Annotated in this window: 27 protein-coding genes; 18 read left to right on the top strand and 9 right to left on the bottom strand. The window is 38.0% G+C overall.

The annotated features are described in order from the left end of the window. The first annotated feature begins 158 nt into the window (after positions 1-158). The 5 genes from nikA to ACLHDF_RS21510 are packed head-to-tail and all read left to right on the top strand — an operon-like array spanning position 159 to position 5,024. Positions 159-1,682, top strand: a complete 1,524-nt coding sequence (gene nikA / locus ACLHDF_RS21530) for a nickel ABC transporter substrate-binding protein (RefSeq protein WP_413920662.1) — start codon at positions 159-161, stop codon at positions 1,680-1,682. Between the two features lie 2 nt (positions 1,683-1,684). After that, positions 1,685-2,626 carry a nickel ABC transporter permease gene (gene nikB / locus ACLHDF_RS21525; RefSeq protein ID WP_413920661.1) on the top strand — a complete coding sequence of 314 codons (942 nt, stop codon included), beginning with the start codon at positions 1,685-1,687 and terminating at the stop codon, positions 2,624-2,626. Next, complete coding sequence (nikC, locus tag ACLHDF_RS21520; RefSeq protein ID WP_413920660.1) at positions 2,623-3,429, top strand: nickel transporter permease; 807 nt, start codon at positions 2,623-2,625, stop codon at positions 3,427-3,429. The genes nikB and nikC overlap by 4 nt, the downstream gene beginning before the upstream one ends. Positions 3,430-3,434: 5 nt before the next feature. After that, positions 3,435-4,244 (top strand): ABC transporter ATP-binding protein, encoded by an 810-nt coding sequence (locus ACLHDF_RS21515; RefSeq protein WP_413920659.1) that lies wholly within the window; start codon positions 3,435-3,437, stop codon positions 4,242-4,244. A gap of 9 nt (positions 4,245-4,253) precedes the next feature. Beyond that, positions 4,254-5,024, top strand: coding sequence for an ABC transporter ATP-binding protein (locus ACLHDF_RS21510; protein ID WP_413920658.1), 771 nt, complete (start codon positions 4,254-4,256; stop codon positions 5,022-5,024). A 65-nt stretch (positions 5,025-5,089) separates the two neighbouring features. Here ACLHDF_RS21510 and ACLHDF_RS21505 read toward each other — a convergent pair whose 3' ends face one another. After that, positions 5,090-5,386: a hypothetical protein gene (locus ACLHDF_RS21505; protein ID WP_413920657.1), complete on the bottom strand. Its 297-nt coding sequence runs from the start codon at positions 5,384-5,386 to the stop codon at positions 5,090-5,092. A gap of 1,099 nt (positions 5,387-6,485) precedes the next feature. Between ACLHDF_RS21505 and ACLHDF_RS21500 the strand changes: the two genes are divergently transcribed. Next, a complete protein-coding gene (locus ACLHDF_RS21500; RefSeq protein WP_413920656.1) occupies positions 6,486-6,932 on the top strand; it encodes a DUF4385 domain-containing protein in 447 nt (148 codons plus the stop codon). On the opposite strand, the gene ACLHDF_RS21495 is transcribed toward ACLHDF_RS21500, so the two are convergent. Continuing rightward, positions 6,933-8,246, bottom strand: coding sequence for a hemolysin family protein (locus ACLHDF_RS21495; RefSeq protein WP_413920655.1), 1,314 nt, complete (start codon positions 8,244-8,246; stop codon positions 6,933-6,935). Between the two features lie 269 nt (positions 8,247-8,515). Here ACLHDF_RS21495 and ACLHDF_RS21490 point away from each other — a divergent pair, with 269 nt between their 5' ends. Continuing rightward, on the top strand, positions 8,516-10,549 hold the full coding sequence (locus ACLHDF_RS21490; protein WP_413920654.1) for a Na+/H+ antiporter: 2,034 nt from the start codon (positions 8,516-8,518) through the stop codon (positions 10,547-10,549). A gap of 47 nt (positions 10,550-10,596) precedes the next feature. Here ACLHDF_RS21490 and ACLHDF_RS21485 read toward each other — a convergent pair whose 3' ends face one another. After that, the gene (locus ACLHDF_RS21485) at positions 10,597-11,130 is read right to left on the bottom strand and encodes a histidine phosphatase family protein (protein WP_413920653.1); all 534 of its coding nucleotides are present in this window, start codon (positions 11,128-11,130) and stop codon (positions 10,597-10,599) included. Positions 11,131-11,393: 263 nt separating this feature from the next. Between ACLHDF_RS21485 and ACLHDF_RS21480 the strand changes: the two genes are divergently transcribed. Next, positions 11,394-12,272, top strand: a complete 879-nt coding sequence (locus ACLHDF_RS21480; protein ID WP_413920652.1) for a M23 family metallopeptidase — start codon at positions 11,394-11,396, stop codon at positions 12,270-12,272. A gap of 30 nt (positions 12,273-12,302) precedes the next feature. On the opposite strand, the gene ACLHDF_RS21475 is transcribed toward ACLHDF_RS21480, so the two are convergent. After that, positions 12,303-12,761 (bottom strand): hypothetical protein, encoded by a 459-nt coding sequence (locus tag ACLHDF_RS21475; protein ID WP_413920651.1) that lies wholly within the window; start codon positions 12,759-12,761, stop codon positions 12,303-12,305. 121 nt (positions 12,762-12,882) lie between these two features. On the opposite strand from ACLHDF_RS21475, the gene ACLHDF_RS21470 reads away from it, so the two are divergent. From ACLHDF_RS21470 to ACLHDF_RS21455, 4 genes are all read left to right on the top strand, one after another. Then, positions 12,883-13,344: an FCD domain-containing protein gene (locus ACLHDF_RS21470; RefSeq protein WP_413920650.1), complete on the top strand. Its 462-nt coding sequence runs from the start codon at positions 12,883-12,885 to the stop codon at positions 13,342-13,344. Positions 13,345-13,423: 79 nt separating this feature from the next. Next, positions 13,424-14,455 (top strand): zinc-dependent alcohol dehydrogenase, encoded by a 1,032-nt coding sequence (locus ACLHDF_RS21465; RefSeq protein WP_413920649.1) that lies wholly within the window; start codon positions 13,424-13,426, stop codon positions 14,453-14,455. Next, a complete protein-coding gene (locus ACLHDF_RS21460; protein WP_413920648.1) occupies positions 14,452-15,213 on the top strand; it encodes a glucose 1-dehydrogenase in 762 nt (253 codons plus the stop codon). Before ACLHDF_RS21465 ends, ACLHDF_RS21460 begins: the two co-directional genes overlap by 4 nt. 62 nt (positions 15,214-15,275) lie before the next feature. Then, entirely contained in the window at positions 15,276-15,635 is a 360-nt protein-coding gene (locus ACLHDF_RS21455; protein WP_413920647.1) for a hypothetical protein, read from the top strand. A gap of 43 nt (positions 15,636-15,678) precedes the next feature. Here the strand turns inward: ACLHDF_RS21455 and ACLHDF_RS21450 are convergent, their stop codons facing one another. After that, complete coding sequence (locus ACLHDF_RS21450; protein ID WP_413920646.1) at positions 15,679-15,909, bottom strand: hypothetical protein; 231 nt, start codon at positions 15,907-15,909, stop codon at positions 15,679-15,681. A gap of 249 nt (positions 15,910-16,158) precedes the next feature. Between ACLHDF_RS21450 and ACLHDF_RS21445 the strand changes: the two genes are divergently transcribed. Then, positions 16,159-16,671 carry a topology modulation protein gene (locus ACLHDF_RS21445; protein ID WP_413920645.1) on the top strand — a complete coding sequence of 171 codons (513 nt, stop codon included), beginning with the start codon at positions 16,159-16,161 and terminating at the stop codon, positions 16,669-16,671. 80 nt (positions 16,672-16,751) lie between these two features. Here ACLHDF_RS21445 and ACLHDF_RS21440 read toward each other — a convergent pair whose 3' ends face one another. After that, entirely contained in the window at positions 16,752-17,420 is a 669-nt protein-coding gene (locus ACLHDF_RS21440; RefSeq protein ID WP_413920644.1) for a VOC family protein, read from the bottom strand. Between the two features lie 43 nt (positions 17,421-17,463). Further along, the gene (locus ACLHDF_RS21435; RefSeq protein WP_413920643.1) at positions 17,464-17,865 is read right to left on the bottom strand and encodes a hypothetical protein; all 402 of its coding nucleotides are present in this window, start codon (positions 17,863-17,865) and stop codon (positions 17,464-17,466) included. A 129-nt stretch (positions 17,866-17,994) separates the two neighbouring features. Here ACLHDF_RS21435 and ACLHDF_RS21430 point away from each other — a divergent pair, with 129 nt between their 5' ends. From ACLHDF_RS21430 to ACLHDF_RS21420, 3 genes are all read left to right on the top strand, one after another. Then, entirely contained in the window at positions 17,995-18,489 is a 495-nt protein-coding gene (locus tag ACLHDF_RS21430) for a hypothetical protein (protein WP_413920642.1), read from the top strand. Positions 18,490-18,843: 354 nt separating this feature from the next. Next, positions 18,844-19,173, top strand: a complete 330-nt coding sequence (locus tag ACLHDF_RS21425) for a hypothetical protein (RefSeq protein ID WP_413920641.1) — start codon at positions 18,844-18,846, stop codon at positions 19,171-19,173. A gap of 198 nt (positions 19,174-19,371) precedes the next feature. Beyond that, complete coding sequence (locus ACLHDF_RS21420; protein WP_413920640.1) at positions 19,372-19,662, top strand: GNAT family N-acetyltransferase; 291 nt, start codon at positions 19,372-19,374, stop codon at positions 19,660-19,662. A gap of 18 nt (positions 19,663-19,680) precedes the next feature. On the opposite strand, the gene ACLHDF_RS21415 is transcribed toward ACLHDF_RS21420, so the two are convergent. Both ACLHDF_RS21415 and ACLHDF_RS21410 read right to left on the bottom strand, forming a co-directional pair. Continuing rightward, positions 19,681-20,592 carry a DMT family transporter gene (locus tag ACLHDF_RS21415; RefSeq protein WP_413920639.1) on the bottom strand — a complete coding sequence of 304 codons (912 nt, stop codon included), beginning with the start codon at positions 20,590-20,592 and terminating at the stop codon, positions 19,681-19,683. Positions 20,593-20,759: 167 nt separating this feature from the next. Then, entirely contained in the window at positions 20,760-20,906 is a 147-nt protein-coding gene (locus tag ACLHDF_RS21410; protein WP_165351754.1) for a hypothetical protein, read from the bottom strand. A 220-nt stretch (positions 20,907-21,126) separates the two neighbouring features. Here ACLHDF_RS21410 and ACLHDF_RS21405 point away from each other — a divergent pair, with 220 nt between their 5' ends. Both ACLHDF_RS21405 and ACLHDF_RS21400 read left to right on the top strand, forming a co-directional pair. Further along, positions 21,127-22,017, top strand: a complete 891-nt coding sequence (locus ACLHDF_RS21405; protein WP_413920638.1) for a LysR family transcriptional regulator — start codon at positions 21,127-21,129, stop codon at positions 22,015-22,017. Between the two features lie 85 nt (positions 22,018-22,102). After that, complete coding sequence (locus tag ACLHDF_RS21400; protein WP_413920637.1) at positions 22,103-23,275, top strand: iron-containing alcohol dehydrogenase; 1,173 nt, start codon at positions 22,103-22,105, stop codon at positions 23,273-23,275. Positions 23,276-23,285: the final 10 nt, after the last annotated feature.

Genomic DNA, 23,285 nt, shown 5'->3' with positions numbered 1-23,285 from the left:
TATTATAGCGTCTTTATCCTTTAAAAACCTTTGTTGACAAAGTAAGGTAAACAAATTAAACTTTTCATGATAATAATAATCGTTACGATTTAAAGGAGGCAAATTATATTTAGAGACAGTACATAAAAAAGATAATTTTGGATAAAGGAGGGGTTTACATGAGAAAAAAGATAAGTCTGCTGTGCCTAATGCTTGTTACGATAGGTATGCTAGCGGCATGTACGGGTAACTCAGCGAGTACGGAAGAAAAGAGCGGAAAGAAATCACTTACTTTTGTATCGAATTTTCCAAGCGACACGCTCGATCCACAGTTAAATTATACAACTGTACGAGCGGGAATTGCCGAGACGCTAGTAAAAGTGAATGAACAACTACAGATTGAACCGTGGCTTTCAAAAAAATGGAAAACGGAAGATAATGGGACGACCTGGGTATTTGAAATTAGAGAAGGGATTACATTTCAAAATGGCAAAGTTCTGAATGCTGAAGCCGTGAAACATTCATTAGAAAGAACGATAAAAGAAAGCGAAGCAATGAAAAGTGTCCTTAAAATTAAAGAAATGAAAGCCAGTGGCCAAATCTTAACCATTACAACAAAAGAGCCGCTTGCCACGCTGCCTTCTGAACTTATTCATCCAAACACAGCAATTATTGATGCTGATGCTTCAGATATAAAAAATAAACCAGTGGGAACAGGGCCATTTGAGGTAGCTTCGTTTAAACCGGATAATTCAATGAAAGTAAAAAAATACAAAGAATACTGGGGTGGAGAACCAAAATTAGATGAAGTTGTGTTAACATTTAATGATGATGAAAATACACGAACGTCCGCTTTACAATCGGGTGAAGTCGATATTGTGTACCGTCCGGCTATTGAAAGTTTAAACACATTAAAACAGGATTCTTCAATTGTAGTAGATATACAGCCAAGTCTCAGAAATCAAATGCTTTTCTATAATTCAAGGCAAGAAGCGTTTAAAGATAAAAACGTAAGAAAAGCATTCGATGTATTATTAAATCCAAAAGATGTTGTCGACACAGCGCTTGCAGGTCAAGGGTCACCAGCAAAAGGTCCATTTTTAGAGAGTTTAGATTTTTCGAACGATCAAAAAACTAAACTCTATGGACCAAGTGAAGCTCAAAAATATTTAGAAAAAGCCGGTTATACACTCAAGGATGGAAAAGCGATAAAAAATGGAAAACAGCTTTCCTTTAAGCTTGTTACATATCCTTATCGTCCAGAACTGCCTTTAATGTCACAAATGCTTCAATCAGAAGCAAAAAAGATTGGCGTAAAAATAGATATTCAACAGGTTGAAAACATGGACGAGTATATGACAACAAAAGATGATTGGGGAATAGTTACATATAGTCTAGTAACGGCGCCTAGAGGAGATGCAGGATATTTCTTTAATGCTCTTTATATGGAGGGAGGAGCATTTAATGTGGGGCATTTTCATGAACCTGCATTAACTTCCAGTATCAATGAACTTAATAAAACGGTTGATCAAACACAACGCAATAAGTTAGCGAGGCAAGCAGGAGAAATAGTGGAAAAGGAAACGCTACACTCTTCAATTGTTCATCCGAATAATTTTGTGGCCTACAGAGAAAATGTGAAAAATTGGGTCACAACAAAAAGTGAATACTATGTTATAACAAAGGATTTAGATGTGAAGTAGATATGAAATTAATTGGTAAAAGAATAATAGAATTACTCATCTTTTTAATGATACTATCGTTTCTCAGCTTTGTTTTAATGAAACTAGCTCCAGGAGATCCCGTCAAGCAAATGCTTCGCGTAGACGACGTGGCAGTTTCTGAGGAACAGATGAATGACTTGAGAACAGAGCTAGGATTTAACGAACCTGTATATATTCAATATGTGAAGTGGCTGAAGCGCTTTTTTCAGTTTGATTTAGGATCTTCGTATATGACAAAAGAACCTGTCATCGATGAATTGGTGGAGAAGTTTCCTGCTACGCTGCGATTAACGGCTGCATCTTTGGTTGTGATGCTGTTAATAGCTGTGCCGCTCGGGACGCTATCAGCACTGTATCCAAATAAGTGGATTGATTATCTCAGCAGAAGTATTTCTTTAATTGGAGCATCTATTCCAAGCTTCTGGCTCGGCCTTTTGTTTATACAGCTGTTCTCTGTACGTCTTCAATGGCTTCCTTCAATGGGAACAGGAACAGCAGCTCATCTTGTGCTGCCTTCTTTAACGCTTGGTTTTGCCATGTCCGCTGTGTATATGCGAATGATTAGAGCTAGTCTGTTAGAAGGATTGAAACAAGATTTTGTAAGATCCGCTCGAGCAAGAGGAATAAGTGAAAGCCGCATTTTTATTTTCCACGCGTTCCGGTATAGCTTAACACCACTTCTTACCATTTTAGGGACGAGCTTAGGCAGTTTACTTGGAGGAACGGTCATTATTGAAGTACTTTTTGCCTATCCTGGCATTGGAAAATTAGTCATTGATGCGATTATGAATCGTGATTATCCTGTGATTCAAGGATATATTTTATGGATGGGCCTGTTTGTTGTTTTAATTAATTCACTTGTAGATTTGAGCTATAAATATGTAAATCCCCAGCTCTATGTAAAGGGAGGGGATAAAACGTGAAAAAGCCGCAGCTTCCTTTTGTAGTGATAAGCGTGTGTGGTATTGCGCTTATTTTATTTTGTCTGTTTGGAAGTCATCTAACCCAAACAGATCCTACACAAGTCAACATGCAAGATCGGCTTCAAAAAGCCAGCGGTTATCATTGGCTAGGGACTGATCACTTAGGCAGAGATCTTTTTTCACGAATCATAGCTGGAGCTCAGACTACGATTGGGACTAGTTTTCTTGTCTTAGCTCTTTCTCTTTTGGTTGGAGTGCCTGTTGGGTTAGTTTCAGGATATATTGGAGGAAAAATCGATCGTTTTTTAATGAGAATTGTAGATGCTTTTTTAGCTTTTCCTGATTATATTGCAGCCATCGTCTTAAGCGGGCTTTTAGGGCCTGGATTATTCAATTTAATTGCGGCGATGGTTATTGTAAAGTGGGTTAGTTATGCAAGAGTAGTGCGCAGTATTGTGCTTCAAGAAAAGTCAAAAGAATATGTGCTGATCGCTAAATTAAACGGAGTAGGAACATTTCATTTAATCCTGCGCCATTTTCTTCCCCATGTGGGGGGACATATTCTTGTTCTTGCTACGCTTGATATAGGGAAAATTATTTTAATGATGGCTTCATTATCCTATATTGGACTAGGAACTCAGCCTCCTACTCCGGAATGGGGAACGATGCTAAATGAAGGCAGAGCTTACTTTTACAATGCTCCGCAGCTAATGTTCATACCAGGCGCAGCGATTATTTTGTTTGTGCTGACGTTTACAGCTTTAGGCGAATATATTCGAGGGAAATATCAAATTAACCGATAAAAGAGGTGATGGTCATCGTTTTAGAAATAAAACATCTAGCCATTCATAATAAAAAAAAACAAATTGTAAAAGATGTGTCTCTTACAATCGAACAAGGAAAATGGATGGCGCTCGTTGGAGAAAGCGGAAGCGGGAAAAGTATCACTGCTGCTTCGATAGGAGGACTGCTGCCTTCAGGCGTAATGCTTAAAGGAGGTTGTATTACCTTTAATCGGCAAGGAAGAGCTTCTTATGACGAGCCTATCCTTGGAAAAGATATTTCGTATATCTTTCAAGATTATCGAAGCGCATTTACTCCTTTTTTAACAATTGGAAAGCAGTTCGATGAAACGATTCGTACACATAGTAAGCTGTCTAAAAAAGAAAGGAAAGCTGCTATTTTTCAGGCTCTAAAAGCTGTGAATTTACCTAATGAACGGGTGTATAAAAGCTATGCTTCTCAGCTGAGCGGAGGACAGCTTCAGCGAGCAGCAATTGCTTTAGCGTTGATGCTGAAACCTGCCTTGATTATCGCAGATGAACCAACTACTGCTTTAGATAGCGTGGCAGCAGCTGAAGTTCTTCAGCTACTGCATAAGCTGAAAGAAGAAGCAGGTTGTGCCATTTTATTTATTACCCATGATTTGCGTCATGTCCGGAAATATGCAGACCGAGCAGCTATTATGCTAGCAGGAGAAATCGTGGAAGAAAACAGTATCGAATCTCTGCTTCATGCTCCGCAGCACTTTTATACAAAAAAATTGTTTAACGCCATTCCTTCTTTACAGAAAACGCCTGAACGATTGTTAGATACGCATAAAAAAGTGTTGATATAGGAGTAAAATATGAAAGAAAAAAGTATATTACGCGTCACACAGCTTGTGAAACAGTATAAGGACGTCAAAGCGCTAAATAATGTTTCTCTGCACATCGATAAAGGGGAATGTGTAGGAATTGTCGGAGAAAGTGGAAGCGGAAAAAGTACGCTTGTAAAAAGCATGCTAAGGTTAACAGAAATTCAGCAGGGAGAAGTATGGTTTGCAGAGAAACCTCTTCATAGGTTAAAAGGAAAAAAACTGCAGCAAGCTCGTCTGGGTATGCAAGTTGTGTTTCAAAACCCTGCGGCTTCTTTTAATCCGAAAGTAAAAATCATCGATTCTTTGCTCGAGCCTTTGCGTCAGCAGCGCATTATTCCTTCATTTTTATCTCATGTGAGCAGGAGTGAAAAAGAAATCTCTTTTTACTTGTTAGAAAAAGTCGGGCTCAACGCAGAATATGCGCTGAGTTATCCTCATGAACTCAGCGGCGGACAGCTTCAGCGTGTAGCAATTGCGCGTGCTATTAGCGTAGGTCCGTCTCTAGTGCTACTAGACGAACCAACAGCGAGCCTTGACGTTACGGTACAAGCAAAGATTTTAAATTTGTTAAAAGATTTGCAGGAAACGTTTCAGCTATCTTATCTATTTATTTCGCATGATTTAGCAGCAGTGAAATTTATGAGCAGTCGCATGATGGTTATGCAGCAAGGCGAGTTCATTGATCAATTTGAACGTGCAAAGCTATTTGACAAAAACAGGCACCCCTATACAAAAAAGCTTGTGCGTTTATTTGAATAAAGAGTAAAGCTCTTCGTTTAGTGTACTAAACGAAGAGCTTTTTTATAAATGAGTGGCAGACAAAGTCAGGGACGTGGCGGTGGAGTATGCACATGTATAAAATGGTAGCCTGCTTGACAGAGCATAATGAAACTAATAATGAGTACAACAAAAGGAATTAGCTTATTTTTTCCTCGTTCTTCATATAGTCCGGCTGCGCTTAAAAGGAAGCCAATAGCAGCTAAAGGAGGAGAGACGCGAAAGAATAAATCTGCAGCGGTGAACCCTTGATTTGTATATTCATAATAAAAATATAGACCTATAATAAATAAAAATAATCCAATCCAAAACAACGTAAGTTTTCCAAAAAAGGTTTTAGGCACCGTGATTCCACTCCTTTTTTCAGTTAAGTCCCATAAAATACTAGCATAAAACGCTCTGGTTTGCATTAGAGAAAAAGAGCTTGAATTATACAATATGTGTAAAAAACAGGTTTGAAGTAGGAGGAGATGAAGTATTCAAAGCGTTCAATGTAAAAAAATACATATCGTTGAATTGGTTGGAAGTGGAAAAATGACTCTTTCTCGTGTATTATCCCGTAGATTAAAAGTTCCTCACTATGAACTTGATAATATGATGTAGAAACGAACAAAAGAGGGAGATCAAAGAAGAAGTAAAGCAGCAAGAAAAAAGTGCTTACATCATATTGTATCTTCAAAAGAATGGATCATAGAAGGCGTACACTATACGTGGGTGAATGAAAGTTTTAATAGAGCTGATCATATTGTTTTTCTAGACACCTATTATTTCAAAAGAATAGGGTTTATTATAAAAAGATACGTCTTGCAAAAAGCTAAAATAGAAAAAGCGAATTATGCGCCGACGTTTTCTATTTTTATTAAAATGTTTCAATGGAATGCGGATTTCGAAAAGCAAAGTAGACATGAAATTTTGCATATCCCGCGTACGTCATATAATGACAAACTTGTCATCGTAAAAAAGAGAGAAGAGATAGAGCGCTTTATATCGTAAGAAAAAGCTGTTCAGCTGATGAGCGGCGTTTTTTGTTTTTATTCTATCAGCATAGAATCGCATTTTTTCACAATCTGCTGCGAGGTTTTTAGGAGCTGATTGAGAACCTCTTTGTCTATTTTCAACCATTCTTATTTTCTAAGCCCTTCTACGATATAGGAAGAAAACATCCATACATCGCTTCTAATGGCAGAGCGATTTGTTTTAGCGAGTACGGTTAATGCCTTAATGACAGCAGACATCACTGAAATATTTCCTTTTCTATAATGGCGAATTTAATAGAAATCTCTCGTATGATGTTTTAATAAGTTCGGCCTTCTTTTAGCATGGAGAAAAAGATTAGTCATCCGTATCCCCTATTATTACCCGCATCTGTATATGAGAAACTTCTGTAAGAAAAGTTTTGTCATTTATTTGTAAAGGGTAGAGATTAAAAAGGAAGGAAGAACCGTGACATTTGATTATTCACTTGATTTTGAGCATATCGATTTTAGAAAACATCCTGAAAAATATAGAGTTGGAAAAGGCGAACAAGGAGTTCTCCTCGTTGAGCCATATAAAAGTGAAATTCTTCCTCACTGGCGCTTTCGAACACCTGAAATTGCTGAGGAATCCGCGGACACCATCTATCAGCCTTTTTTAACTTACAAAGAAAAAAACGATTTTGTTGGAATGGACATGGCCCGAAAATTTCTCCAAATGGGCTACACGCGATCTAGGCGCTACGCGAACTACAAAGGTGGAAAGAAATACAGCAAAGATGGAGAGCGGAACGAACGGCAAATTGATGAACAAAAAGCAGAATCAGCGGCTATTTTTATGGAAAAATGGAAGGAGGTGCGAGAGAATAAAGCGTACTTGCAATTGAAAAAAGAGCATCAAAAAAAGTACGGATAATCAGCTGTTATCCGTACTTTTTTCCTTCGTTATTTCGATTCGTTTGATATGGTGATGTTCAATATCAATGACTTTGAATGAAAAATTTTCGTGTGTGATGCTATCACCTTTAGCTAAATCAAATTTTTCGGTCAGCATCCAGCCTCCAATGGTATCAACATCTTCTTGTTCAATATCTGTTCCAAGTAAATCATTCACTTCTTCAATTAACACCTTTGCATCTAGCATATAGTGATTTTCATTGATTTTGTGTACGTCCGGTATTTCATCATCATCAAATTCATCACGAATTTCACCAACAATTTCTTCTAAAATGTCTTCTACTGTGACAAGACCTGTTGTTCCTCCGTACTCGTCTATTAAGATGGCCATGTGAATTCTGTCTTTTTGAATTTTAAGCAATAAGTCATAGATAGCGATGGAATCAATGACTTGAATGATGGGTTTCATATATGTTTGTACGGTACGTGGTTTGATATCATCTTCTTTTATATAATCTGCCAATATTTCTTTAATATTAACCAATCCTACCACTTGATCTTTGTTTCCATCTACAACTACTGGGTAGCGAGTGTATTGCTCTACTTTAGCCATTTTTAAGAATTCTTCTATCGTTTCATCTGCTGATACGCTAACAATCTCTGTACGAGGCACCATGATTTCTTTAGCCGTTCGGTTGTCGAATTCAAAGATATTATTCATAAACTTAAATTCCGATTGATTAATCTCACCGCTCTCATAGCTTTCGGATAAAATAATTCTAAGCTCTTCTTCACTGTGAGCTACTTCATTTTCAGAAGCTGGCTTCAGCCCAAATAATCCGACAACGCCTCTTGCTGAGTGGTTTAAAAGCCAAATAAACGGATAAAGTAACTTAGAAAAAAGGATAAGAGGACGAGAAAATAACAGCGTCACTTGTTCAGCTTTTTGAATTGCTACTGTTTTGGGCGCAAGTTCCCCAGCTACTACATTTAAAAATGTGACAATGGAAAAAGCAAGAACAAACGATATCACATGCGAAAGTGATGTAGCAAAAGGAAGCATGTCAATAAGCGGCTCTAATAAATGCCCTACGGTAGGTTCACCTATCCAGCCCAGGCCAAGTGCGGTAACCGTAATGCCTAGCTGTGTCGCTGAAAGATAGCCATCTAAATTCGATACTACTTTTTTTGCTGCTAAAGCGTTCCGGTTTCCTTCTTCAATTAACTGATCGATTCTAGTTGACCGTACCCTAATGACGGCAAACTCCGTTGCAACAAAAAAGGCTGTTAATACGATTAATACAATGAATAAAATGACATTTGCTGTTTCCAAATTTATCTCCTTACTCCGTTGAAACGGATAAGGGAACACCTCCCTTATAAAAGTTTGATGAGCTGATTTATATGGTAAATAAAGAATGTCATGTATACTGTTCCCTTAATGTCGGTAGAAATAAACTTATGGAAAAGAAAGAGTACTTTTTAATAGCCTGCAACATTTTTTGGCAGAAAAAGCGTAAACTAAACACTATAAAATGAATGAAAAGAGATAACATGATACCTGTAAAAGGATGTAAATAGAAGTAGGAGTCGATTGTTTTTATGGGATTTTTTCTGACGATATTAGTATTATTGGCTTTGATTGGTCTATCTAATATCATTAATCATTTCGTGCCATTTATTCCTGTTCCATTAGTTCAAATAGCTTTGGGAGCAGGGCTTGCTATCTTGCCGTTCGGTGGAGACGTACATTTAGAACCTGATCTATTTTTTATTTTATTTATTGCCCCGCTATTATTTAATGATGGGAAAAACGTGTCAAGAGCTGCTCTTTGGAAGCTTCGTACACCTATTTTATTACTAGCGCTGGGCCTTGTATTTGTAACGGTAGCAGCAGGGGGATATCTGATTAATTGGCTGATACCGTCTATTCCACTCCCGGCCGCATTTGCCCTAGCCGCTATTTTATCCCCAACAGATGTAGTGGCAGTTGGTGCTATGGCGAGCCGAGTAAAGCTGCCTAAGCGAATTATGCATTTGCTTGAAGGCGAGGGGCTGATGAATGATGCCTCTGGTCTTGTAGCGTTCCAAGTAGCAGTAGCCGCTACTGTGACGGGCGTCTTTTCGATAGTAGATGCTACCTTTCAGTTCCTTTGGGTAGCGCTGGGCGGTTTGTTTGTAGGAGCATTTATTGCTTTTTTAATTATCAGACTGCGCGTACTTGTCCGAGGTTTAGGAATGGAAGATATTACGATTCATATGCTAATTCAAATCCTAACTCCGTTTGTCATCTTTTATATTGCTGAGCATTTTCATTTGTCAGGAATCTTAGCTGTAGTAGCAGGCGGGGTTGTGCATGCAATTGAACGGGACCGAGAAGAATCGCCTAATCAGCAGCTTAAAGTAGTATCAAAAAGTACCTGGACCGTTATTTTATATCTATTAAATGGCTTGGTTTTTGTGCTGCTTGGTCTTCAAGTGCCAAAAGTGGCAAAAGCAATCATTCAAGATCCAAACTTTAACAATGGGCAAGTGCTTCTTTATATTCTGATTATTACCGTCTTTTTGCTTGTGCTACGATTCATTTGGGTAATGGTGTCGTGGTCAGTAGGATGGTATTACAAAAATAACAAGAATTTAAAGCCTGAGCCTAGAGCAATTGGCATTATCACGGTTTCGGGTGTACGAGGAGCCGTTACGCTAGCTGGAGCATTTTCAATTCCTTATACACTTGATAATGGAAGTGATTTTCCTGACCGTTCGCTTATTATTTTTCTAGCCGCAGGTGTGATTTTGTTAACGCTCATTCTGGCGAGTATTCTTTTGCCGATTATTGCCAAAACAAAAACGAGGCCGGAAAAGCCTGAACGTAACACCAAGGAAATCAAAGCTCGAATTAAAGTACACAAAGCGGCGATACAGCGTCTAAAAAGAGAAATGACAGAGGATAATCGAGGGGCAGCGCTCGCACTCATTTCAACGTATAATACAACGATTAATAATATTATTGTTAAAACGCATCCTCTAGAAGAATCTCAAAACAAAAAGAAAGAAGAAAAAATTCGATTAATGGCGCTTCAAGCGAAAGAAAAGCTTGTTGAAAGGTTATTAAAAGAAGAAAAAATTGATCGGGAAACAGCGTATATTTGCTTAGAATATACGCATAAGCTTGAAATTGCTGTAACGAACCGTGTACGTTATAAACTAATGGTGAGCTGGATGCGTTTCAAGAAGGTTTTATTATTATTAGTGCGAATCTTTTCTCCAAATAAGCAAGCATTAAGAAAACAAAGCCTGCGCAGAAGACGTAAAGTGAATAAAGTACGCATTCAAATGATTGAAGAAGCAACAAAAGTTATCAAAGAAAATATAAATGACGAAAACCGTATGGTCGCTCTTGCAATTATTAGTGAATATCATCGCTCAATGGCAAGACTCCGCAGGGAAAACACCGAGTATAATTCACGCAAGCGGGAAAAAGCAACACGGGACTTATGCTATAAGGCATTTCATACGGAGCGTGAAACCGTACAAGAGCTTTATGAAAAAGGAGAAATTACGCGTGAAATCGCTCATAATATCCGCAGGGATATTGCTCTGCGAGAAGCGTTAGCAATTGAAGAAAATAAATATTAAAAAGCTGCAGAGAACATTCTCTGCGGCTTTTCTTATAATTGATTTTATTACTTTTCAAAAAGGTATAGCTTCCCGTTAACAGCAATATCAAACCGAGGCCCTTTAAAACCACGTTTTATAAGTTCTTTGCGCATAAATTTCATGACGCCTCCGTGACTGACAATCAGCAAATCGTCTTCTGACTCAGAAATAGCGCGATCTAGCACTGCTGCTACTTTTCTCTTAGTCTCAGCCATATCTTTACGAGCTTGTTTGTTGAGGAGTCCGGACAAGCGAAAAAGCAATACCCATAGGATAAAAGAAAGTTTAAATTTTAATGGAATAATAGGCATAGGTATTTCTCTAAGTTCAGGAAGAAAAGTAATCTCTTGTTTATAAATATGTTTTGCCGTTTTGTGTGCACGCGGCATATCGCTTGAAAAACAGCGTTTCCATTCAATATTGTTCAAATCAGTCTCTCCGTACGTAATATCTGATTCATCATATTCCTGAAACCAAGTCACTAGTTCATCGGTAGATAAGCGGTGGTTTTCTGGAAGCCCTTTGTTTACTTTGTAATGACGTACTAATGCTACTTTCATTGTATAATCTCCTTAAATGCTAAGCGCCGAAAATACTTACTTGGCGCAGCTTGATTCTCTTAATTAACGTTATTTTCATCATGCTGCACCTCCTTTCAAATATTTGTAAAAACAATATAAAATGGATTGAGAAAATTGTAAATACAGCACAGAAGAAGACTTTACATAAAATAATTGGAAAATGAAACCTTTTTATAAGATAAACGTATTACTTATAGATAATTCAAACAATTGAAATACATATAAAAGGGTGGATTACAATGATGGGTACAGAGAAAAAAGTGAACATCAGAGAAAAGTTTGGCACTTTATTTGCAGAAGGGAATTTTAAGAAGCTTTATGCTTGTGTAAGCGAAGAATTTAAACATCAAGTTTCGCTTCAGCAATTTTTGGAGCAGGGCAAATTGTTTAATCAAGGAGAACAGTTCTATAGACTAGAAACAAATCTCGATTTAACTCCTCAAATTGAGCAGTTTATTTGGTTAAATTCTATGCAGACAAAAGCAATCAGCGTTATGTTTGATGAACATAACATTATTCAAGCACTTGTGCTTATGCCTATAGAATCATTTTCAGATAGAGGTCGTTGGAGTACAAACAAATATACGATGCCAATTCAAAGTGAGTGGTTTGTCTATTGGGGAGGAGAGCATGAGGCATTGAACTATCACTATCCAGTTGAAAACCAAAGATATGCATATGATTTAGTTGTGCGAAAAGGAAAGCAAAGTTATAAAAATGAGGGAATGAAAAACGAAGATTACTATGCATATGGAAAAAAGGTTGTAGCTCCGCTTGAAGGAGTTGTCTTTGCAGCAGTTGGTGACCAAGAAGATAATGAAATCGGACAAACAAATAAAAAAAGTCCTTTGGGAAATTACGTTATCATTGAGCATAAAGGGAAAGAATATAGTGTGCTTGCACATTTGAAGAAAGGATCGGTTTTTGTAAAAAAAGGAGACATAGTTCGTAAAGGAACGTTGCTTGGAAGATGTGGGAATTCCGGGAATTCATCCGAGCCACACGTTCATTTTCACGTCATGGATGCCTCTGACATAGAAACTTCAAAAAGTTTGCGGATTAAGTTTCATACAGCTATTGAACCGATTCGCGGAGATACGGTCATTCCATTTTTCTATTGAGTAAAAAGCCATAGCATTCGCTATGGCTTTTTACACACTGCTTTCTCCAAATATAAAGTCAAGCAGCCGTTGGAACAAGTAAATGATAATGGCTACGGCAGTCATGACAAGGAAAAGTCCAAAATGACTGATTTCATACAGATTATAAAGACCAATTTTAGCGAGAAAAGGAACGATGACATAACCATGAATCAAATCTAAAATAATGTTAACAATCATATACAAAATAAATCCAGGATATGTAAGGTAAAAGACAAAGATAGTAATAACAATATGAAGGCAATAAATCGTGGCTCCCATGTTAGTAAGAAAAAATACGTTTTCTTGAACCGTCCACCAGTGCATTTTTTCCGCTATTTGATAGACGATTGTCATCATTAATGCAGCAAATAATCCTACAGTAAAAAAACGTTTAACACGCTGTTTATCAAGCAGCAGCAGTAAAAACCATGGAATAACAAGAATCCCCCATAATATCATTTGATTCATTCATCTTCCCACCTTTCATTTATCAGTAGTTCTTAGTGTAAGAAACCATTGTAAAAATATACATCCGCATAAAGAAAACGTTTACAAAGGGCTCATTGACTTACAGCGAATGGGAGCAGTTGTGATTGGTTTAACAACGAGGGATTTACACGAGCTGTACGATGTTCGTCTGCTTCTAGAACATTTTGTCTTAGAACGTTTATCTGAAGTCAATCATGAGTCGCTTATTACAAAGCTTGAGCAAAGCATTGATCAAATGAACATGGCAACTAAATACGATGACTATGTACAATTTGCTTATCAAGATTTGCGGTTTCATGAGCTCGTGATTATTGAAGCAGGCCACAAGCGGATATTAAGATTATGGGAAAGTATCCGTGAAATTATTTTAGCTGCTCTTTTAATTACCACTGAAAAAAGATTTCGAGATGATAAAGAAGCTGTTATGCCACTGATTGAACAGCATCATGAAATGATTAAGGCATTAAAGTCTCAAAATATAGAACGTATTCAAGATGAAGTGAAACGTCATTTTGAAGATACGCGAAATACGATAACAGCTTCACTTGTGAACGAAGCATAAAAAAGGGGATAAAAGATTCAAAGTATTTTTGAACCTTTTCTTTTTTACTTGTCGACAAGTACACAAAGGGGATGAGGAAATGAAAGCAGGTGTCTACGTTTCAAAAACAAAAGCCGTTATGCAGCAGAAAGAGAAACCGGTCATAGAAGAAGGAGAAGCGCTTGTAAAGGTGTCTCATGCTGGAATTTGTGGAACGGATATGATGATTTATTTTGGAAAACACCCTAGAGCACAAGCACCACTTATTATGGGACATGAGTTCAGCGGAGTTGTAGAGGAGATCCAAGGGGAAGCGGAATTTTCTCTAGGTGACCGCATAGCAGTTGAACCTACGCTTAGCTGCGGAACGTGTGAAGCCTGTATAAGAGGACAGTTTCATGTTTGTAAGAAGCTAAAACTAATTGGCATTGATCAAGATGGAGGATTTGCGCAGTATGTATCTGTTCCAGTGCATCGTCTTCACCCTTTGCCAAACAAACTGTCTAGCGCACACGCAGCTCTAGCAGAACCTGTAGCGGTTGCTGTACATACAGTACGACGCTCGCGGTTGAAAGTCGGGGACCAAGCTGTCATTTTAGGGGCAGGGCCTATTGGACTGCTGATTGCCATGATCGTGAAACGAGCAGGAGCAAAAAAAGTAATGATTTCAGATATTAGCTCTTATCGCTTAACTAAAGCAAAAGAACTTGGCTTTGTACCAATTGATGCAACGAAAAAAGACGTAGTAAAAGAAGTACGTTTGCTTACGAACGATGTCGGTGCAGATGTTGTATTTGAAGTAGCTGGAAATCAAATTACAGCAAAGCAAATGATTGAAACAAGCCGTATTCAAGGAGAGGTTGTTGTGGTGAGCGTATACAAAAGCGCTCCGGAAGTAGATTTAGCAGCGATGCACTTTAAAGAAATTTCATTAACTACAACGAGATGCTATACAAGGGAAGATTTTCAGACGGCTATTGATTTATTGGCAAGCGGTGAAATAGCAGCAGATTCTCAAATTTCCCATAGGCTGCCTCTTGAAGATATTCAAGCGGGGTTTGAGTTTATGCAGCGGTCTGACGAATCACTTAAAATTTTATTTGCACCAAACGGAGAGGAGAATGAACAATGACAGTCGATTTGTTTTCTTTAGATGGTAAAGTAGCAGCGATTACGGGAGCAACGAGAGGAATTGGAAGATCAATGGCGATTGCTTTGGCAGAAGCAGGAGCGGCTATCGCTTTGTTGCAGCGATCAAAAGAATTTCTTGGAGTAAAAGAAGAAATTGAACGTCTTGGAAGAACTTGTTTTATTGTTAACTGTGATCTACAAAATGCTTCTGAAGTAAGCGAAGCGATTTCATCCGTTGTTGCTCATTTTGGAAAGCTCGACATTTTAGTGAACAACGCAGGAATTCAAAGGCGTTCACCTGCTGTAGACTTTGCAGAAGAAGATTGGGATGCTGTTATGAATGTCAATCTAAAAACGGTATGGTTATTATGTCAGCAAGCGGGCCGGCACATGCTTAAACAAGGAAGCGGTAAAATCATTAACATGGCATCTCTGCTTTCTTACCAAGGAGGCATTACCGTTCCAGCTTATGCCGCAGCAAAAGGTGGAGTGGCCCAGCTTACAAAGGCTTTGTCTAACGAATGGGCAGCAAAAGGCGTAAATGTTAATGGAATTGTACCAGGGTATATTGCAACCGATATGAATGAAGCACTTATTAATGATGAAACACGCAGCAGGCAAATCATTGAACGTATTCCCGCAGGTAGATGGGGGCAAGCTGATGATTTTAAAGGAGCCGTTATCTTTTTAGCATCGGATGCGTCTGCTTATATTCACGGGCACTTACTTGCTGTAGATGGAGGATGGCTAGGAAGATAACGCATGAACGAATGAATTTTTTCATATCATGAACAAACTCGATTAAAAGGAGCGTTCATGGTATGAAAGTGTGGATATTAAATGCTGGTATTGTTGTCACATTGCTTACAACTGCTTGGGCGGTGTACACAAAGCCTGAGGAGAAAGAGATTTCGCTATTTTCTTATGATCAATCTTCCATATCTGTTCCAAAAGAAAGCACAGACTTTGAAAAAGCGTTAAAAGCTGTTTTAACGCAGCGTGGTTTTCAAGAAGTTAGAGTGTTGAATGACTATGCAGAAGCTCAAATTCTGGTATTTCTGCCGCTTGAACACTTTTCTTCCCATAAAAAGAGGGAAATTCAGCAAATCGTAAATCAAATTGCCAAGCAGTATCACGTTAATCCTGATTTAGTTAATGTTCAGGTATATAAAAAAGAGTAAAAAGCCTTTTAGAAAGGGGAATCCCCCTCTAAAAAAGGCTTTTTTACTCTTCTTTCTTCTCTTGGTCAGCTAGCTCTTCTTGTCTTTTAAAATGTGATTTTCCTAACGCATACACAAAACTAAAAAACAAAGGAAGTAAAATAGTCAGCAGCACAAGGCGGGTAAGCATATCGCCTAAGTCATTTCTCGTTAAGTAAATATTAATCGCTGCGATGACAATATAAATAAAAATACCGAGGTTTCGTAAAAATCTCTTTAACATAGATGCATTCATTTTTTTCACCTTACTTTTATATACTCACATTTAAGGTAAAGGAAACGATTGATAAAAGCAACCTATTTACTATAAAGCAAGAAGGAATACAGAATTTTATGATGAATGTTTATATGTTGTCTGAAATTACATAAATAAAGGTGCTGACATGAACCTGCTTTAAATATACCAATTACATCGAATCAGCTATAAACAATTAACAGCCTTCTCTGCAATCAGCTTTATTTCTTAAAAAGGTAAGGTGATGAGATGAAAAGAGTACTCGTAATGGGTGTTTCTCCTGGGGTAGGAAAGTCGACATTTGCTAAAAAATTAGGGAGAAAGCTTGATATAGAAGTATATCATTTAGACAGCTTGTATTGGCAGCCAGGCTGGATAGAAAGAGACAGTGATAATTTTAGAGAATTGCAGGAGCATATTGTAAGAAAAGACAGCTGGATTATCGACGGAAACTACAGCAATTCGTATGACTTTCGAGTGAAGCATGCAGATACCATTATTTATTTAGAGCTCCCCCTAATCGTATGTTTGTACCGAGTAATAAAGCGAAGGATTATATATGCAGGAAAAACGCGCGAAGATATGGCAAAAGGATGCCCTGAAAAAGTAGATTGGCCATTTTTGGCGTTTATTCTCACTACGTACAGAAAGCGGCAAAAAGAGATGAAAAATCGGTTTGAAAAGCTTAGAAATGAAGAGGATTGCAAGATTTTTATGCTCATGAATAAAAAAGACATCGATGGCTATCTACAAAACCTATAGGGGAGTATGAGCTAAGATTTGCACAAAAATAGCCACGTAACAAATTCGCTTGTCACATGGCTTTATTAAAAAACAATCATTTACTTCGTGATCTTCAACTTTCCCTTTTCATCGAGCGAAACTGCTAAAGAATGATTTACCTTTACCATTAATGGATGAACTTCAGAGTCTCGGTTCGAAAAAAACCACCGTCTTTTAGGCGTCCCTACAAGAAAAAACGCACTTCCGCTTCCTAAAAAGTTAAAGGTCTCATTTAATAGCCTATTGTTACGCACAGGGATACCTGAGTTCATAAGCTGTGTCCCTACAGAGCGGACATGAGGCGTTGTCAAATTAATTTCTCCTATACTTAAAAGCGACCTAGAAGAAAAGGGATCGTTGGATGGTGGGCAGTCCGAATGTCTTGAAATGTATTCAACAATATTATGAGCAGGATCTTCAAAATAAAACGAATGAGCATTAAATGCTTCAAAGTAAACCTCGTCTTTTTCCTCTTCTGTATTAAGGAAAACTCGCTGAGCAGCCCATTGTTTTGCTTCTATGAAGTGATTTGCTGGAACATTAAAAGCAAAATGGTAAAAGGGCTTTGTATGTAGAGAACTTTCTTTAAAAGTTAGCTCACTTTCCCCAACCTTAATAGAAAACGAATGAGCTGAAGCGGCGGTTAATGGGAAATCTAGAGAGTTTACGTAAAAATCTTTCATTTCGTCCAGTAGATGAGTGTAAAGGACAGCTTGATTAATAATCATAAACCATTCCTCCTCGTTTACGCGTTATCTAAAGCGCATGGTATTAAACAGACTTTTCATTCTCTTTTTGAATGCTGCTTTGCCAATGAAGTTGAAAAGAGCCTTTATGCTCAGAGCCTATAAAGTTAATACGATATCTTCTCGTTTTTTCAGGGGTTAGATAAAGAGAGTTATTGGTCATTTCAAAGAAACGTGTACGTCTTGGATCCTCAACATACAGAGAGAGGTCTCCGCTTTTGGTACTTTTAGATAGTGTAAAAGCGTAGGTTACGCCTTTTTTGAGTTTAATGCTCCGAGAGTAGCGACCTGTAAAGCTATCGTATTCTCCCCAAAAAAACTCACTGCGTTCTTTTTTAATTCTGCCTCCCACAATTTGATTTTCCTGGCCGTTAAAGTTAATAAGTAAAAAAGCAATAAGAACAATAAGAAAACTATATTTAAACATAAAAAACCTCCATCTACTAAATTATAGATAATTTTGGACTTCGTCAAATAGTGTTATAGTTTAAAGGTAAAAATTAATAGAAATGTATTCTTTTTTTGCATATTACTCCCAACAGAAAGGGGAAAAGAATTGACTCAACGTTTTTATTTTTTAGTAGCAAGTCAAGCAACAACAAATTTAGGTTTTGTTCTTTATACAATGGCTGTCACTTCCTATATAAAGCAAAACACCGGTTCAACAACTCTTGCTTCGATGATTACAATGACAAGCTTAATTGCTAGGCTTCTAAGTAGCCTTAGCGTACCTTTGCTAGCTGATACATATAAATCCATTCACATTATGCGGTCTGTTCAAGTTATGCAGATAGGAATGCTTGTTGGATTGTATGTGCTACTCACACAAGAATTTACAGCTACAGTACTAACGATGTGTTTTATCATTATTGGAATCATCTCTTTTTTTAACGGCTTGTTTTCCATTTTCAAAACGTCAGTCGTGCGCAGCTTAGTAAGTAAACATCAAAGAATGCAGGCAAACAGCATACTTTCAACAATTGACCAAACCTTTCTATTTGCAGGGTGGTCGCTTGGTGGTTTCATTTTATCCTTAACGGGAGTCACTTAGTCTCTATTTATAACGGCAGTTCTTCTATTGATCTCGTTTGTTTGCTTACTGTTTATAAAAGAAGCTAATGCATATAAACAAACACAAAAGCGAAGCGCAGCAAAACTAATGGAAGGATAGCACTTTTTATGAATACATAAACGCATCAGAGCACTCGTTATAATGGATATAATTGAATCACTCGTTGGAACGATTTGGATTGGCGCTATTACTCTTGCTTTTGTGAAAGAAGTGCTTGAAAAAGGAGAAGCGTGATGGGGGTACATAAACATTGCGTAGTATTTCGGAAGCATAGTCGGGGGAATTATTGTGTATTGAATGTCTTCTGTGATAAAAGGGAGGCTTTTGCTTTTTATGTTTGCAGGCTCAATTGGCTATGCTGTTTTCACCGGCTTTTACGGCCTAGTAACGAACCCGTATCTAGCTTTAGTACTTCTGATAATGATGGGTCCCGCCTATCAGCTTCGAGACGTAGCGCAGGAAACGATCTATCAAAATACCTGCAGCAATGGTATGCTTCCTAAAGTAATAGCAGCAAAATTAACTCTTGTACAAGCCGTATTTATACTTTCTATCGCATTTGTGGGTACAGTAGCCGATCTGCTTGGAGTAAGGTTTGTATCTATTTTCAAGCTTCATTTTGCTGTTAACAGCTCTAACAGGAACAATAGCATTAGTGTATAACAAGTATTCTATCGAAATAGACAAGACACCTGCTGAAGGGAAAGAGAATATATGAAATTTATCAGGCTAACGTACCTTACGGAGCGTGATATGAAAGAGCTGCTAGTAGAAAGTTAGCAGGAAGGCTTTTTCTTTCTTACCAAACTAGTAGCGGAGTATAAAAATGGTCGAAACGTATTTAATAAAATAAGCGAAAGATTGTGGGGAGTTTACAGTGAACAAAGCAGATTAACAGGCGTAGCGGGCCTTAATCAAGATCTTTACAGTCAATATGCTAACGTTGGAAGAGTAAGAAAGTTTTATGTTTCAGCTCAATTTCGGAGAAAGGGTATAGGCAAGCGACTTCTAAAAGAGGTCGTTTATTATGCAGAAAACTACTACGACAGCCTTATCCTATATACAGATACTGACGAAGCAAAGTTATTTTACGAACGAAACGGATTTAAATGCGTATACAATCAATATAAACCACTCATGAATACAAACTAAAAAGAGCCTAGGCTCTTTTTAGTTTGCTTTTTTAAGTTTAAGAGCCGATTTTCGAGAAGGGTCTTTTTTAACAATATATAAACCGCTAAAAATAATAAGTCCTCCAAGCAGCTGCATAGCATTAATGGTCTCTCCAATTGTTACAGCAGCAAAAATAACGGCGAACAAAGGAATGACATACATATAAACCATTACTTTTGTAGAGCCGATTTTACCAATCCCTACATACCACATCACCAGTCCGTACACAGTTACGAACAGAACAGAGTATGCCAAAGAGCTCCAGCTGCCTATATCGGTCGGCCATATAAGCGTTTGATAGGTAAAAAGACAATAGACGGTAAGCGGAATAGCTCCGATTAAAGCAGACCAAGCAGTCACACGCAAAGCAGAATACTTTACGACTAAAGGTTTTGCTAAAATGGGGTACCAGCCCCAAGCGATGGCTGCCACAATCCCCATGATATTTCCAAACCATGCAAGCTGTGACAGTGCATGACTAGAGTGACCAAACAGCAGCACACATGCAGCACCGGAAAAAGCAAGCACGGATCCTAGCTGTGTTTTTAACGAAAAAGCTTCATGCTTATATAATATAGCTAAGATTCCTGTGAAAATAGGAGACATCGAAATAAGTAAAGAAGCATTGGTAGCTGTCGTATACTTAACAGACACCATAAACAGCGTCTGATAGAGAGTAACGCCTACGATACTAACAGCTATTAAACGTCCCCAGTCTTTTTTTTCAATACGAATGCCGCGCTCTATTATTCTTGTAATAAGCAAAAGAATAGGGGCAACCATTATAAAACGCAGTGCGCTAAATTGGATGGAAGACATATGAGCAACTCCAAATTTTCCGATTGTATAATTGGCTCCCCAAATTAACGCAACGGACAATAATATCCATTCCAGCCAGCCTTTTTTCATGTAATCACCTCAGGTAAGTATAGAAATTAAATAAGTGCGGATATCCTTAGTTACAAAGTATACAGGAAGAAATTGTGTAAAAGGCCAGCCAATTCAGCTATTTTTATCTCATCCACTTGGTTATCATCCAAACAAAAACGCAGCTGTATTAGCTGCGTTCCCAACTGTTATCCGCATTCTTCTACCTCATCTAATCGTACAAGTTCCACTTTAAAAGAATGATTAATCGGGCGAATTTCACAGTATCCTGAATCATATACGTGAATCAGTACAAAGCGTTTTCCTTTATATAATACTTCTTTATAGGCTGTCACAAAATACACCCTTTCTTTTTATAGGTTTGTTTTTCATTCTATGAACAAAAAAGGGCATAATTGCCTGATATAAAAAGAAACTTTAGGGGTGATAAAATTGCTTGGCAAAACGAGTTCGCTTATACTGTACTGTGATTCTATTTGCGTATAGGTTCTGATTACTAGAACAGCTTTAGCATATGGATAACAAAACAAAACAGCGGTACATAAGGAGCAGCACATGGATATTAACTATTTATATACATTCAAAGAAGTAGCGAAGTGGGGGAGCTATACACGAACGGGTGAAGAGTTAGGGTATGCTCAGTCAAGCGTTACCACTCATATAAAAAAAATAGAGGATCATTACGGCCAAAAGCTATTTGAACGAACAGGACAAAAAATGAAGCTGACTCAGCCTGGTGAAGAATTGCTTTATTATGTGAACCAAGTAACTGAATTATTAAATGAGGCAAAAGAGCGCCTTGCTACAAACGAAGATGCAAGAGGAACGATTTCAATAGGAACAGTGGAGTCGCTGGCCGCTTATTTTATTACACCGTATATTCGTGAATTAAAAAGGCAGCACCCGTCTTTAAAGATTATGCTAGAAGCGGGTTTATGCCCAAATTTGACACAAGGAATTATTGAAGGAAAGTATGACGTAGCCGTTTTGCTTGATCGCCTTCAACCATCTTCAAGTTTAGAAGTGATTCCTATTCGAAAAGAAAACATGGTTATGGTTGCTTCGCCTTCTCATCCTTTTAGCGAAAGAAACAACGTTGTAACGAAAGAGTTTGAAAGGGAGACTATCATTTTAACCGAGAGCGGCTGCCCCTATCGCACGCTTTTAGAAGAGATGATGCGCAGCAGCGGTGTTCATATGCAATCGGTCATTTCATTTAGCAGTCTTGAAGCGATTAAACAGTGCGTAGCGGATAATTTAGGTATTGCTCTTGTACCAGAAATAGCGGTAAAACAAGAGGTTGAAAGCGGAAAACTGATTAAAATCCCGTTTGAACATGAAGAATTTTATCTTTATTCACAGCTCATATTTAAAAAGAAAAAATGGCTGACAGCACCCATTCAACAATTTATTTCCCTTGTACAAAAAGGTTATCAAAAATATTGATAATAGGTATAGATAATCTTCAATAATGGTGAAGTTGCTTTCATGATACACTTTTTATAAGAACTGAAAACTAGAGGTGTAGAACATGAATATATTTTTACAGCACAATCCTACGAAATTATACTTCGGCAAAAATCAAATTACGAAGCTATCGCAAGAGCTTGCTTCTTATCATAAACAAGTAAACGTTTTGTTAGTATATGGAGGAGGAAGTATCAAACGAAATGGCGTATACGACGAAGTAAAAGCTCAACTTCAGTCTATTAACGCAGTTGTTCACGAGCTGCCTGGTGTGGAGCCTAACCCTCGTTTGACTACGGTAGCTAAAGGTGTTGACATATGTAAAAAAGAAAACATTGATTTTCTCTTAGCCGTTGGGGGAGGAAGTGTAATCGATTGTACAAAAGCTATTGCAGCTGGAGCTGTGTATGAAGGAGATACATGGGACTTAATTACACGTAAAGAAGAGATTACAGATGCTCTTCCTTTTGGAACGGTATTAACACTTGCAGCGACAGGATCTGAAATGAATTCAACTTCTGTGATCACAAATTGGGAAACAAAAGAGAAGCTAGGATGGACGTCTCCTTATGTATTTCCCGTCTTTTCTATCTTAGACCCGGCGTACACATTTTCAGTGCCTCGCGACCAAACCGTCTATGGAATTGTTGACAGTATGTCGCATGCGCTTGAACACTATTTTCATCGCACAGAAAATACGCCGATGATTGACGGCTTTATTGAATCATTGCTAAGAACGGCACTACAAGAAGGCCCTAAGCTTCTTACGAATCTGACTTCTTATAAGTATCGTGAAACGATGATGTATATTAGCACGACGGCGTTTAACGGAAGCTTGGCAAACGGAACGGATGGAGGAGACTGGGCTACTCATCGTATTGAACATGCTCTGTCGGCCGTGTATGATATTCCTCACGGAGGCGGACTTGCTATCTTGTTTCCTAATTGGCTGGAGCATGTGCTAAAAGAAGATCCTTCTCGTGTAAAACAATTGGCTGTAAATGTATTTGGCATTGACCCAGAAGGGAAAAGTGATGAAGAAACAGCAATAGAAGGAGCAAAAGCGCTTCGTACTTTCTGGAATGACTTAGGAGCCCCGAACTGTTTGCGTGACTATGATATTGACGACCGTGAATTTGATGCCATTGTCGAAAAGACTTTTGTAAAACCAGGTGTTGGCACTTATAAAGAGCTTGATTATGCAAGCGTTCGAGATATTTTAGAAAGATCCAAATAAAAAGACGAGC

Source organism: Priestia megaterium (genome assembly GCF_046599315.1).
GTDB lineage: Bacteria > Bacillota > Bacilli > Bacillales > Bacillaceae_H > Priestia > Priestia megaterium_F.
This window is presented reverse-complemented; position numbering and strand designations above follow the sequence as displayed.